This window comes from Micromonospora sp. CA-248260, assembly GCF_050942205.1.
Classification (GTDB): Bacteria; Actinomycetota; Actinomycetes; order Mycobacteriales; family Micromonosporaceae; genus Micromonospora; species Micromonospora antibiotica.
Map to the genome: position 1 here is coordinate 4,067,211 of NZ_CP192021.1, position 12,188 is coordinate 4,079,398.

Here is a 12,188-nt window from a genome sequence, read left to right on the forward strand (position 1 = left end):
CGCTGCTGGCCCATGGCGGGTCAGAAACCCCGGGCCAGGCGGTAGTAGGCCTGGTTCCAGCGCAGCTCGTCGGCGAACCGGCGGGGGGTCGTGTCGGCGTCGATGACGACCAGTTCGGTGCCGACCATCTCGGCGAGGTCGTGCAGCTCCTCGACCCCGACGGCCTGGGACAGCACCGTGTGGTGCGGGGCGCCGGCGGTGAGCCAGGCCTCCGCCGACGCGGCCAGGTCCGGCCGGGGCCGCCACACCGCCCGCGCCACCGGCAACTTCGGCAGCGGGTACGGCGGCGCGACCACGTCGATCTCGTTGGCGACCAGCCGGAACCGCTCCCCCATGTCGGCCAGGCCGAGCACCACGGCCGGGCCGGGCTGGGCGTCGAAGACCATCCGGACCGGGTCCTCCCGGCCACCGATGCCCAGCGGGTGGATCTCGACGTTCGGGGTGGCCGCCGCGATGGTCGGGCAGACCTCCAGCATGTGCGCCCCGAGCACCAGTTCCCGACCCGGGGTGAGGTCGTAGGTGTAGTCCTCCATGAACGAGGTGCCACCGGTGGTGCCGACGGACATCGACTTGAGCGTGCGCACCAGCACCGAGGTCTTCCAGTCGCCCTCACCGCCGAAGCCGTACCCGTCGGCCATCAACCGCTGCACGGCCAAGCCGGGCAGCTGACGCAGCCCGCCCAGGTCCTCGAAGTTGGTGGTGAAGGCGCGGAACCCACCGGCGTCGAGGAAGTCGCGCAGCCCCGCCTCGATCCGGGCGGCGTAGCGCAGCGAGTCGTGCCGGTCGCCGCCGGAGCGCAGCGCGGCGACCAGGCGGTAGCTGTCGTCGTACTCCTTGACCAGGTCGTCGATGCGCGCGTCGGCGACCGCGTCGACGGCCTCGACCAGGTCGTTGACCCCGTAGGTGTTGACCGAGACGCCGAAGCGCAGCTCGGCCTCGACCTTGTCCCCCTCGGTCACCGCGACGTCGCGCATGTTGTCGCCGAAGCGGGCCAGCCGCAGCGACCGCATCTCGGCGTGCCCGATCGCGGCCCGGGTCCACGCGCCGATCCGGGCGGCGACCCGGGGGTCGCTGACGTGCCCGGCGACGGTCTTGCGGGCGACACCGAGCCGGGTCTGGACGTACCCGAACTCCCGGTCGCCGTGGGCGGCCTGGTTGAGGTTCATGAAGTCCATGTCGATCTCGGACCAGGGCAGTTCCACGTTGGCCTGGGTGTGCAGGTGCAGCAGCGGGGTACGCAGCGCGTCCAGCCCCGAGATCCACATCTTGGCCGGCGAGAAGGTGTGCATCCACGCGATCACCCCGACCGCACCCTGCACGGCGGCGTCGCGGCAGACGGCCAGGATCTCGGCGCTGGAGGTCAGCACCGGCTTCCAGACCACCCGGGCCGGGACGGCCGGGTCGGCGTCGAGCCGTTCGGCGATCCGTCGGGACTGCTCGGCCACCTGGCGCAGGGTCTCCGGGCCGTACAGGCCCTGGCTGCCGGTGAGGAACCAGACCTCGGCGACCGGGGATGGGTTGGTCATGGGCGTTGCCTTCCGGTGGGACTGGCGAGGGTCACTTGGTACGGATACCAACGAGGCGTTGGAGCAGGATGAACACGAACAGCAGGCCACCAATGACGATCTTGGTCCACCACGAGTTGAGCGTGCCGTCAAAGGTGATCAACGTCTGGATGATGCTGAGCACCAGCACCCCGAGCAGGGTGCCGAAGACGTACCCGGAGCCGCCGGTGAGCAGGGTGCCGCCGATGACGACCGCCGCGATCACGTCCAACTCCATGCCCACCGCGATCAGCGGGGCACCCGACAGGGTGTAGAACGACAGCAGGATGCCGCCGATCGCCGAGCAGAGGCCGCTGATCGTGTAGACCGCGATCTTCGTACGGCCCACCGGCAGGCCCATCAGCAGCGCGGACTGCTGGTTGCCGCCGATGGCGTACACGTTGCGCCCGAGCCGGGTGTACGCCAGCACGGCCGCCGCCACGGCCACCACCGCGACGGCGATCAGCGCGCCGACCGAGACGAAGTTCTCGCCGAGGTGGATGCGGTGCTGGGCGGCGCTGGTCCAGAACCCGTCGGTGATCGGGATCGAGGTGGTGCTGATCCAGGTGCACACCCCCCGGGCGAAGAACATCCCGGCCAGCGTGACGATGAAGGGTTGGATGTCGAAGAAGTGGATCACGCAGCCCATCGCGAACCCGAGGATCGGGCCGAGCAGCAACGCGATCACCAGCACCAGGGCGGGGTGCAGGCCGTTGCCCAGCAGGGAGGCCGACACCATCGCGGTCATCGCCACCACCGACCCGACCGACAGGTCGATGCCCCCGGTGAGGATGACGAAGGTCATCCCCACCGCGACGACCAGCAGGAAGCCGTTGTCGATGAAGACGTTGAAGACGACCTGGATGTTGGAGAACGCCTGGTACTGCGAAACACCGATGGAGTACATAACCAGCAGCAGCGCTGCGGTGGCGAGCACCGGCACGTGCCGGGGTGGCACCCGCCACCAGGCACGGCCCGGGCGGGCGGCCAACGGGGTCGTGGTCATGCCGGAACCTGCTCCTTCTCTGTGCCGACCGGCTCCACCGGAGTCACCGGGACGCTGCGCCGACGGCGGAACCGCGCCCGGAAGGCCGGGGCCTGGATGAGACAGACCACGATCACCACGACCGCCTTGAACAGCAGGGACGTCTGCGGGTCGATGTTCATGGCGTACACCGAGGTGGTGAGGGTCTGGATGAGCAACGCGCCGACCACCGTGCCGCCGAGGTAGAACCGGCCGCCGGCCAACGCGGTGCCGCCGATGACCACGGCCAGGATGGCGTCCAGCTCGACCCAGAGCCCGACCGCGTTGCCGTCGGCGCTGGAGACGTTCGCCGTCATCATGAACCCGGCGATGGCCGCGCAGGCGGCGCTCACCACGTACACCAGGAAGGTGATCCGCCGGGAACGGATGCCGGCCAACCGGCTGGCCTCGGCGTTGCCGCCGACCGACTCGATGATCATGCCGAGCGCGGTACGCCGGGTCAGCACCGCCACCAGCAGGGTCACCGCGAGGGCGATGACGATCGCGAACGGCAGGGTCAGCAGGTGCCCCACCCCGATCACCTTGTAGGGCCCGCTGTTGATGGTGATGATCTGCCCTTCGGCGATCAACTGGGCCAGGCCCCGGCCGGCCACCATCAGGATCAGCGTGGCGATGATCGGTTGGATGCCGATGCCGGCGACCAGGATGCCGTTCCAGGCACCGAGCAGCAGGGCCACCCCGAAGCCGAGCGCCACCGCGGTGAGCACCACGCCCAGACTGTTCTGGTCGGGCTGCTCGCTGATGTAGAGGCAGGCCACCGCTCCGGCGACCGCCGCCACCGCACCCACCGAGAGGTCGATGCCGCCGGTGGCGATCACCAGGGACATGCCCAGGGCGACCAGGATCAGCGGGGCGCTGAGCCGGACGATGTCGATCAGGCTGCCGTAGAGGTGGCCGTTCTTCAGCTCGATCGACAGGAAGCTCGGCCGGTAGACGGCGTTCGCGACCAGCAGCAGCACCAGCACCACGAGCGGCCAGAACAGCCGGTGGCTGGTGACGCCCGCAGCGCGGGCCCGTACGGTACTCATGCCGGCACCGACCCTTCCTGGGAGCTGCCGCTGGCGATGACCTGCATGACGCGGGCGGCATCGAGGCTGTCGTCGTTGGTGAGTTCGGTGACCAGCTGCCGGTCGCGCATCACGGCGACCTTGTGGCTGAGCCGCAGCACCTCCTCCAGCTCGGCGGAGATGAACAGCACCGCCATTCCGCCGTCGGACAGCTGCGCCACCAGACGCTGGATCTCGGTCTTGGCGCCGATGTCGATGCCCCGGGTCGGCTCGTCGAGGATCAGCAGCCGGGGTTCGGTGATCAGCCACCGGGCCAGCAGCACCTTCTGCTGGTTGCCGCCGGACAGGTTGCGCACCGGCATCTCCGGATCGGCCGGCCGGATGCTCAGCGCCTTGATCCAGTGCTGGACCAGTTCGTCCTGCCGGCGGCGCGGCACCGGCCGCAGCCAGCCCCGGGCCGCCTGCATGGCCAGGATGATGTTCTCCCGCACCGACAGCTCGCCGACCAGTCCCTCGGTGCGGCGGTTCTCGGAGCAGAACGCGATGTCCCGGTCGATGGCGGCCACCGGGTTGCGGATCGCCACCGGGGCACCGTCCACGGCGAGCCGGCCGGCATCGGCGCGGTCCGCGCCGAAGAACAACCGGGCCACCTCGGTACGCCCCGAGCCGAGCAGGCCGGCCAGGCCGACCACCTCGCCCTGGTGGATGGTGAGGCTGAACGGCGCGACGGAACCGGACCGGCCGAGCCCGTCGGCCGCCACCAGGGGGGTGCCCTGTTCGAGGGCCGCCCGGTCGCCGCCGCTGGTCGCCTCGTCGAGGCGCTCCAGGGCGTCCAGCTCCTTACCGATCATCTTCTCCACCAACGCGATCTGCGGCAGTTCGCTGGTGAGGTACTCGCCGACGAGCCGGCCGTTGCGCAGCACGGTGATCCGGTCGGCGATGGCGTACACCTGGTCGAGGAAGTGGGTGACGAAGATGATCGCGATGCCGTCGTCGCGCAGCTGCCGCATGATCCGCATCAGCTGGGCCACCTCGTCGGCGTCCAGGCTGGAGGTGGGCTCGTCGAGGATCAGCACCCGGGCCCGGATGTCGACGGCGCGGGCGATCGCGACCATCTGCTGCACGGCCAGTGAGTAGTTGCCGAGCAGTTCGCTGACGTCGATGTGCAGGTCGATGCGGGCCAACAGCTCCTGCGCCCGGCGGCGCATCTCGCGCCAGTTGACCGCGCCGAGCCGGCGCGGCTCCCGGCCGATGTAGATGTTCTCCGCCACCGACAGGTTGGGTAGGAGGTTGACCTCCTGGTAGACGGTGCTCACCCCGGCGGCGGTGGCCTGCATCGGGCCGGAGAAGGAGACCTCGTCGCCGTCGAGTGTGATGGTGCCGGAATCGGTGCCGTAGACGCCGGTCAGCACTTTGATGAGGGTGGACTTCCCGGCGCCGTTCTCGCCCATCAGGGCGTGCACCTCACCGGGGAAGAGCCGGAGGTCGACGCCGTCGAGGGCGCGGACCCCGGGGAAGAGCTTGCTGATCGCGGTCATCGTCAGGACCGGATGCCTATCCGACATCCCACCGAACCTTTCCTCGGAAGCGGAGGCCGCCGCGCCGAACGCGGCGGCCTCCGGTCAGATCAGTACTTCCGGTTGGGCAGAGCAGTCTTGGCCTGCTCCTGGGTGAAGGTGGTCTCCTCGGTCTCGACCCGGGCGGGGACCTCCTCGCCGGCCTTGACCTTCTTGGCCAGGTCCATCAGCTGCGGGCCGAGCAGCGGGCTGCACTCCGCGATGAAGTTGAACTTGCCGTCGGCCAGCGCCTGCATGCCGTCCTTGACCGCGTCGATGGTGATGATGGTGATGTCCTTGCCGGGCGTCTTGCCCGCCGCGGTGATCGCCTCCAGCGCACCCAGGCCCATGTCGTCGTTGTGCGCGAAGAGCACGTCGATCTTCGGGTTGGCCTTGAGGAACTGCTCCATGACCTGCTTGCCGCCGGCCCGGGTGAAGTCACCGCTCTGCGAGGCGACGACCTTCAGGTTGGGGTTGGCGGCGATCGCCTCGGCGAAGCCCTTCTTGCGGTCGTTGGCCGGGGCCGAACCGGTGGTGCCCTGCAGCTCCACGATGTTCACCGGGCCGGTCGCGGCCGACTTCTCCTTGACCAGCCACTCGCCGGCGAGCTTGCCCTCCTTGACGAAGTCCGAGCCGATGAAGGTCTTGTAGAGGCTCTTGTCGGCCGAGTCGACGGCCCGGTCGGTCAGGATCACCGGGATCTTGGCGTCCTTGGCCTCCTTGAGCACGGTGTCCCAGCCCGACTCCACCACCGGCGAGAAGGCGATCACGTCGACCTTCTGCTGGATGAAGTTGCGGATCGCCTTGATCTGGTTCTCCTGCTTGCCCTGGGCGTCGTCGAACTTCAGCTCGTAGCCGGCCTCGGTGGCCGACTCCTTGATCGAGTTGGTGTTCGCCGTGCGCCAGCCGCTCTCCGCGCCGACCTGCGAGAAGCCGATGACCAGCTTGCCGCTGCCGCTGCCGCCGCTCTTGTCGTCACCGCCGGTGTCGCTGTTGCCGCAGCCGGCGAGTCCGCCGGCCAGCAGGCCGACGGCGAGCATCGCGCCGAGGCCACGTCGGGTGAGGGTAATACCGGTCTTCGCCATGTGAAGACTCCTTGTACGGGGATGAGGTGGGGGATGGTGCTACTTCGGGAAGGACCGGCCGGACGGCACGCCGGACGGACCGGACCTTCCAGGGGTGGTGCATCGGGTTGCGGTGGATCGACCGGACCGCACGGGGCGGCCGGTGGCGAGGACGGGCGGGGCCGCGGTTACGGCCCCGGTTGCCCGTAGACGTTCTGGTAGCGGTGGTAGAGGGAGTCGATGTCGGCCTGGGCCATCGGCACGGGGGTGCCGAGCGACCGGGCCAGGTGCGCGGTCCGGGCCACGTCCTCGCACATGACGGCGGCCTTCACCGCCGAGCGGGCGTCCCGGCCGATGGTGAACACGCCGTGGTTGCGCATCAGCACCGCCGGTGAGCGGTGCCCGGACAGGGTCGCCACGATGCCCTTGCCGATGTCGTCGCCGCCGATGAGCGCGAACGGACCGACCGGGATCTCGCCGCCGAACTCGTCGGCCTGGGCGGTGAGGTGGCACGGGATCGCCTCGCCGCAGGCGGCCCAGGCGGTGGCGTACCCGCTGTGGGTGTGCACCACGCCGCCGACCTCGGGCATCGCCCGGTAGACGTAGGCGTGGGCGGCGGTGTCGCTCGACGGTGACAGGTCACCGTCGACCACGACCCCGTCGAGGTCGCAGACGATCATGTTGTCGGGCCGCAGGTCGTCGTAGGACACCCCGCTCGGCTTGATCACCATCAGCTCCCGGCCGGGCACCCGGGCCGAGACGTTGCCGGCCGTCCAGGCCACCAGGTTGTAGCGCACCAGCTCGCCGTGCAGGGTGGCCACCTGCTCGCGCAGCCGGGCCACCTCGGCGTCGAGGTCGAGGGTCATGCCGGCACCTCCAGGGGGTGGGTGGTCGGGTCGGCCGTGGGGTTGACGGCGGGGCGGCGGGCCGCGTTGCGGATCGCCCGCAGCCGCAGCAGCACGTCGTCGCCGCCCCGACCGAAGTGGTCGTGCAGCCGGCGGTACTCGGCGTAGAGCGCGTCGTAGGCGCGGGCCCGCTCCGGGTCGGGCCGGTAGACCTCGCGGTCGACCCGGCCCATCGCCGCCGAGGCGGTCGGCACGTCCGGGTACGCCCCGGCCGCGACCGCCGCGTGGATCGCCGACCCGAGGGCCGGACCCTGCGCCGAACCGATGATGCCCAGCGGACGCCGGGTCACGTCGGCGTAGATCTGCATCAGCAGGCTGTTGTTGGTGAGCCCGCCGGCCACGATCAGCTCGTCGACCGGGACGCCCGCCTCGGCGAACGCCTCGATGATCATGCGGGTGCCGTACGCGGTGGACTCCAGCAGCGCGCGGTAGACGTCCGGCGGCCGGGTGGCCAGGGTCAGCCCGACGAGCACCCCGCTGAGGTCGTGGTTGACCAGCAGGGAGCGGTTGCCGTTCCACCAGTCCAGGGCCACCAGGCCGTGTGCGCCGACGGGCTGGGCCGCGGCGGCGGCGGTCAGCTCCTCGTGGGAGGCGAACCCGGCGGGGGCGGCGTGCTTGACGAACCAGCCGAAGATGTCACCGACGCCGCTCTGGCCGGCCTCGTAGCCCCAGGAGCCGGCGCTGATCCCGCCGTCGACCACCCCGCACATGCCGGCGACCTCGGCCCGCTCGGTACCGTTGACCACGTGGCAGGTGGAGGTGCCCATGATGGCGACCAGCCGACCGGGGGTCAGCGCCTGCGCGGCGGCGGCGGTGACGTGGGCGTCGACGTTGCCGACGGCCACCGCGATCCCCTCCGGCAGCCCGGTCCAGGCGGCGGCCTGCGCGGTGAGCCCGCCGGCCCGCGTGCCGAGCTGCGCCAGCGGCCCGTCGATCTTGGCGACGAAGTCGGCGAAGCCGGGGTTCAGCGCGGACAGGTAGGCCGGGGACGGGTAGTGGCCGTCCTGGAGCAGCCCCTTGTAGCCCGCGGTACAGACGTTACGGGTCTCGACGCCGCACAGCTGCCAGACGATCCAGTCGGCTGCCTCGATCCAGCGCTCGGCGCGGGCGTAGACCTCCGGGTCCTCCTCCAGCAGCTGCAGCCCCTTGGCGTACTGCCACTCGGCGGAGATCTTGCCGCCGTAGCGGCCGATCCAGGACTCGCCCCGGGAGTGGGCCAGCGCGTTGATCCGGTCGGCCTGCGGCTGGGCGGCGTGGTGCTTCCACAGCTTCACCCAGGCGTGCGGGCGGGTACGCAGGTCCGGCAGCTCGCACAGCGGCGTGCCGTCGGCCAGGGTGGGCAGCACGGTGCAGGCGGTGAAGTCGATGCCGATGGCGACCACCTGGGCCGGGTCGACGCCGCTCGCGGCGAGCGCGGCGGGTACCGCCTCGCGCAGCACCTCGCGGTAGTCGTCCGGGTCCTGCAGCGCCCAGTCGGCCGGCAGGGGCTGGCCGTCGGCGGCGAGCGTCGTCTCCATCACCGCGTGGCGGTACTCGTGCACCGCCGTGCCCAGCTCGGCGCCGTCGCCGACCCGCACCACCAGCGCCCGACCCGACAGCGTGCCGTAGTCGACGCCGACGACGTACCGGTCCTGCGGGTTCGCGCCTGCATCCATGCCGTTCTCCGTTCAATCGTTGGGGGCAAGTGTTAGCGCTCACATGGAATCCGTCAAGGCGCATCCATGTAACACTGCCGTAACCATCCTGAGCGGCCCCGGCACGGCATCCACCATCACCGCTGCGACCAGCCATCGAGCAGCCGGCATGCGACGACCAGGTGAGCGGTCACATCCCTTCGTCCGGGCCGGCCCTTGACACGCCCGCGCGGGCGGTTCCAGACTTCGGGGCGACCACGTGGCGGGCCGACAGCCGGGCCGGACGGGCGACGACGGATGCCATCCGGCGTCGTCGCCGCCCACCGGCCACCCACGCGGAACGGACCACGGCCTTCGTCCGCGCGGCGGACCACACGGCCTTCGTCGCCACCCGAAGGAGGCCGTGTGCGGATCGTCGACGCCCGGGTCATCGTCACCTGCCCGGGCCGCAACTTCGTCACCCTCAAGATCGTCACCGACGAGGGGGTCACCGGCGTCGGGGACGCCACCCTCAACGGCCGCGAGCTGGCCGTCGCGTCCTACCTGCGCGACCACGTGGTGCCGCTGCTGATCGGGCGGGACCCGGCCCGGATCGAGGACACCTGGCAGTACCTCTACCAGGGCGCCTACTGGCGACGGGGGCCGGTGACGATGAGCGCCATCGCCGCCGTGGACACCGCGCTGTGGGACATCAAGGGCAAGGTCGCCGGCCTGCCGGTCTACCAGCTGCTCGGCGGCCGGTCCCGCGACGGGGTCACCGTCTACGGGCACGCCAACGGCGAGACCGTCGAGGACGTGCTGGTCGAGGTCGCCCGCTACGTCGACCTCGGCTACCGGGCCGTCCGGGTGCAGTGCGGCGTGCCCGGCCTACCCAAGACCTACGGGGTCAGCACCGACAAGCTGTTCTACGAGCCGGCCGACGCGGCCCTGCCCAGCGAGGCCACCTGGTCCACCGCGCGTTACCTCGCGCACGTCCCGACGGTCTTCGCCCGGGTACGCGACGAGTTCGGCCCCACCCTGCGGCTGCTGCACGACGTGCACCACCGGCTCAGCCCGATCGAGGCCGCCCGGCTCGGCAAGAGCCTGGAGCCGTACGCGCTGACCTGGATGGAGGACCCGGTCCCCGCCGAGTTGCCGGAGGGCTTCCGGCTGATCCGGCAGCACACCACCACCCCGGTCGCCGTCGGCGAGGTGTTCAACACCATCTGGGACGCCGCCCAGCTCATCCGGGAACAGCTCATCGACTACATCCGCACCACGGTGGTGCACGCCGGTGGGATCACCCACCTGCGACGCATCTTCGACCTGGCGGCGCTGCACCACGTGCGCAGCGGCTCGCACGGGGCCACCGACCTCTCCCCCGTCTGCATGGCCGCCGCCCTCCACGTCGACCTGGCCATCCCCAACTTCGGGCTGCAGGAGTACATGCGGCACACCGACGCCACCGACGAGGTCTTCCCGCACGGCTACCACTACGCCGACGGCTACCTGCACCCGGCGGAAACCCCCGGCCTCGGGGTGGACATCGACGAACAGGCGGCGGCCCGCTACCCGTACGCCCCGGCGTACCTGCCGGTCAACCGGCTGGAGGACGGCACCGTCCACCCCTGGTGAGCGCGGGACCGCCGGGGACGTCTGGGCATCCACCCCGCCGGGGTCTACCGTACGTACACAGGCGGCCACAGTAGGGTGAGGATGGTGTCATGACGACAGCACGGACCGGCGCGGGCCGGGCCCGGACGGGCCGGCTCCTCGCCACGACAGTCGCGGTGGCGGTGGGTGTGGCCGGCGGCCTGTCCGCCGGGACGCCGGCCCGGGCCGGCTCGAACGGGCAACAGGTCTACTTCGACTGGGGTCCCGCCTGGGGCCGCGCCACCCTCGAGGGCTCCAACAACAACGGGCAGTACGTGACCTCCCCGTCGATCTACCTCGGCGCCACCGGCTACGGGGCGTTGAGCGACTGGTGGTGGAAGGGGTGGGTCACCGTGCACTTCTACTACGCCGACGGGACCAGCCGGGACAGCCGTACCTGCTGGGTACCGACCGAGCAGAGCGGTTCGGACTGGACCTCCTGCTTCTGACGGTCACCGCCGGTCCCGCCGGCGGCAGGAGACCCGGCCCGCGCGCCTGCGGCCACCGCCAGCCACGTCGACGCCACGGTCAGAAGAGGTGAACATGCGGATACCGACGAGAATCGGCAGGATCGCTGTCGGTGCGGCCGTCACGATGGCCGCCGTGACCGCCGCCGCCCCGCCTGCGGTGGCCGGCTCCAACGGTCAGCAGATCGCGTTCAACTACAGCGGCCCGGCCTACGGGTTCGTCTACCTGGAGGGATACAACCAGTCAGGCGACTGGGTCTACTCCCCCTCGATCCCGCTCGACTCGTCCGGCTACGGTCAGCTCTACGGCTGGTGGTGGCGCGGGTTCGTGACCGTCAACTTCTACTATTCCAACGGGACCTGGGCCCGGGGCAGCACCTGCAACGTACCGACCGACCAGTGGGGCGACTGGACCTACTGCTGACCGTGCACCCCACCGGACGGGCGGGGTCAGCGCAGCTGCTTGACGCGGATCAGGTTGCCGGCCGGGTCGCGGAAGGCGCAGTCGCGCACCCCGTACGGCTGGTCGATCGGCTCCTGGACGACCTCGGCGGCACTGGCCTGCACCGTCTCGAAGGTGCCGTCGAGGTCGGGGGTGGCCAGCATGAGCCAGCCGTAGGTGCCCTTGGCCATCATCTCGGCGATAGTCCGGCGTTCCTCGTCGGTGACCCCGGGGTCGACCGCCGGTGGGGCCAGCAGGATCGACGTGCCGGGCTGGCCGGGTGGCCCGACGGTGATCCAGCGCATCTTGCCCGAGCCGACGTCGTTGCGGACCTCGAAGCCGAGGATGTCGCGGTAGAAGACCAGCGAGGCGTCCGGGTCGTCGTGCGGCAGGACGCAGGTGTCGATGGTGAGATCCATGCCGCTCACGCTAGGTGATGATCGTGGCGGGTGCTTCTCGATTCCTGACCGGTCGGGTCACCTGTTTGGTCAGGCACGGCGGCAACTGGGCCGACCCCTGCTCCGCCAGCGTCCGGTAGCTGCTCGGCGGCATGCCGACCAGCTCGGCGAAGCGGGTGCTGAAGGTGCCCAGCGACGAGCAGCCGACCGCGAAGCAGACCTCGGTGACGCTGAGGTCGCCCCGACGCAGCAGCGCCATCGCCCGCTCGATGCGCCGGGTCATCAGATAGGAGTACGGTGACTCGCCGTAGGCGCGGCGGAACTGCCGGCTCAGGTGACCGGCCGACATGTGCACGCCCCGGGCGAGCGCCTCGACGTCCAGCGGTCGGGCGTACTCCCGGTCGATGCGGTCCCGCACCCGGCGCAGCCGGGCCAGGTCGCGGAGCTGCTGGTCGGGGGCGGATCTGCTGCTCACCCCCGTGATCGTGCCACGT

At 70.8% G+C, this 12,188-nt stretch carries 12 protein-coding genes; 3 read left to right on the forward strand and 9 right to left on the reverse strand.

Features of this window, described 5'->3' with window-relative positions:
* Positions 1-20 precede the first annotated feature (20 nt).
* The 7 genes from araA to araB all read right to left on the reverse strand — a co-directional run bounded on the left by araA (position 21) and on the right by araB (position 8,776).
* Entirely contained in the window at positions 21-1,526 is a 1,506-nt protein-coding gene (araA, locus tag ACQP2H_RS17930; RefSeq protein WP_208566690.1) for an L-arabinose isomerase, read from the reverse strand.
* A gap of 31 nt (positions 1,527-1,557) precedes the next feature.
* Positions 1,558-2,550, reverse strand: coding sequence for a galactofuranose ABC transporter, permease protein YjfF (gene yjfF / locus ACQP2H_RS17935; RefSeq protein WP_219462770.1), 993 nt, complete (start codon positions 2,548-2,550; stop codon positions 1,558-1,560).
* Positions 2,547-3,617 carry an ABC transporter permease gene (locus tag ACQP2H_RS17940; RefSeq protein ID WP_208566692.1) on the reverse strand — a complete coding sequence of 357 codons (1,071 nt, stop codon included), beginning with the start codon at positions 3,615-3,617 and terminating at the stop codon, positions 2,547-2,549. The genes yjfF and ACQP2H_RS17940 overlap by 4 nt, the downstream gene beginning before the upstream one ends.
* The gene (locus tag ACQP2H_RS17945) at positions 3,614-5,161 is read right to left on the reverse strand and encodes a sugar ABC transporter ATP-binding protein (RefSeq protein WP_219462771.1); all 1,548 of its coding nucleotides are present in this window, start codon (positions 5,159-5,161) and stop codon (positions 3,614-3,616) included. Before ACQP2H_RS17945 ends, ACQP2H_RS17940 begins: the two co-directional genes overlap by 4 nt.
* Before the next feature lie 62 nt (positions 5,162-5,223).
* Positions 5,224-6,237, reverse strand: coding sequence for an ABC transporter substrate-binding protein (locus ACQP2H_RS17950; protein WP_219462773.1), 1,014 nt, complete (start codon positions 6,235-6,237; stop codon positions 5,224-5,226).
* A 167-nt stretch (positions 6,238-6,404) separates the two neighbouring features.
* On the reverse strand, positions 6,405-7,082 hold the full coding sequence (locus ACQP2H_RS17955) for an L-ribulose-5-phosphate 4-epimerase (protein ID WP_219462775.1): 678 nt from the start codon (positions 7,080-7,082) through the stop codon (positions 6,405-6,407).
* Positions 7,079-8,776, reverse strand: coding sequence for a ribulokinase (gene araB / locus ACQP2H_RS17960; protein WP_433228132.1), 1,698 nt, complete (start codon positions 8,774-8,776; stop codon positions 7,079-7,081). Before araB ends, ACQP2H_RS17955 begins: the two co-directional genes overlap by 4 nt.
* 384 nt (positions 8,777-9,160) lie before the next feature.
* Between araB and manD the strand changes: the two genes are divergently transcribed.
* The 3 genes from manD (at position 9,161) to ACQP2H_RS17975 (ending at position 11,278) form a co-directional block, all read left to right on the forward strand.
* Entirely contained in the window at positions 9,161-10,369 is a 1,209-nt protein-coding gene (gene manD, locus ACQP2H_RS17965; RefSeq protein WP_219462783.1) for a D-mannonate dehydratase ManD, read from the forward strand.
* Positions 10,370-10,458: 89 nt separating this feature from the next.
* Positions 10,459-10,836, forward strand: a complete 378-nt coding sequence (locus tag ACQP2H_RS17970; RefSeq protein ID WP_219462785.1) for a hypothetical protein — start codon at positions 10,459-10,461, stop codon at positions 10,834-10,836.
* A gap of 154 nt (positions 10,837-10,990) precedes the next feature.
* A complete protein-coding gene (locus ACQP2H_RS17975) occupies positions 10,991-11,278 on the forward strand; it encodes a hypothetical protein (protein ID WP_219462787.1) in 288 nt (95 codons plus the stop codon).
* 26 nt (positions 11,279-11,304) lie between these two features.
* Here the strand turns inward: ACQP2H_RS17975 and ACQP2H_RS17980 are convergent, their stop codons facing one another.
* Together ACQP2H_RS17980 and ACQP2H_RS17985 are read right to left on the reverse strand one after the other, a co-directional pair.
* Positions 11,305-11,715, reverse strand: a complete 411-nt coding sequence (locus tag ACQP2H_RS17980; RefSeq protein WP_219462789.1) for a VOC family protein — start codon at positions 11,713-11,715, stop codon at positions 11,305-11,307.
* 10 nt (positions 11,716-11,725) lie between these two features.
* A complete protein-coding gene (locus ACQP2H_RS17985) occupies positions 11,726-12,169 on the reverse strand; it encodes a helix-turn-helix transcriptional regulator (RefSeq protein ID WP_219462790.1) in 444 nt (147 codons plus the stop codon).
* Positions 12,170-12,188 lie beyond the last annotated feature (19 nt).

Bases quoted from the DNA above. Each gene is read 5' to 3' on its own strand.
- ACQP2H_RS17940 (WP_208566692.1), bottom strand. From the start codon at position 3,617: ATGAGTACCGTACGGGCCCGCGCTGCGGGCGTCACCAGCCACCGGCTG.
- araB (WP_433228132.1), bottom strand. From the start codon at position 8,776: ATGGATGCAGGCGCGAACCCGCAGGACCGGTACGTCGTCGGCGTCGAC.
- ACQP2H_RS17970 (WP_219462785.1), top strand. From the start codon at position 10,459: ATGACGACAGCACGGACCGGCGCGGGCCGGGCCCGGACGGGCCGGCTC.
- ACQP2H_RS17950 (WP_219462773.1), bottom strand. From the start codon at position 6,237: ATGGCGAAGACCGGTATTACCCTCACCCGACGTGGCCTCGGCGCGATG.
- ACQP2H_RS17945 (WP_219462771.1), bottom strand. From the start codon at position 5,161: ATGTCGGATAGGCATCCGGTCCTGACGATGACCGCGATCAGCAAGCTC.
- araA (WP_208566690.1), bottom strand. From the start codon at position 1,526: ATGACCAACCCATCCCCGGTCGCCGAGGTCTGGTTCCTCACCGGCAGC.
- ACQP2H_RS17955 (WP_219462775.1), bottom strand. From the start codon at position 7,082: ATGACCCTCGACCTCGACGCCGAGGTGGCCCGGCTGCGCGAGCAGGTG.
- ACQP2H_RS17980 (WP_219462789.1), bottom strand. From the start codon at position 11,715: ATGGATCTCACCATCGACACCTGCGTCCTGCCGCACGACGACCCGGAC.
- yjfF (WP_219462770.1), bottom strand. From the start codon at position 2,550: ATGACCACGACCCCGTTGGCCGCCCGCCCGGGCCGTGCCTGGTGGCGG.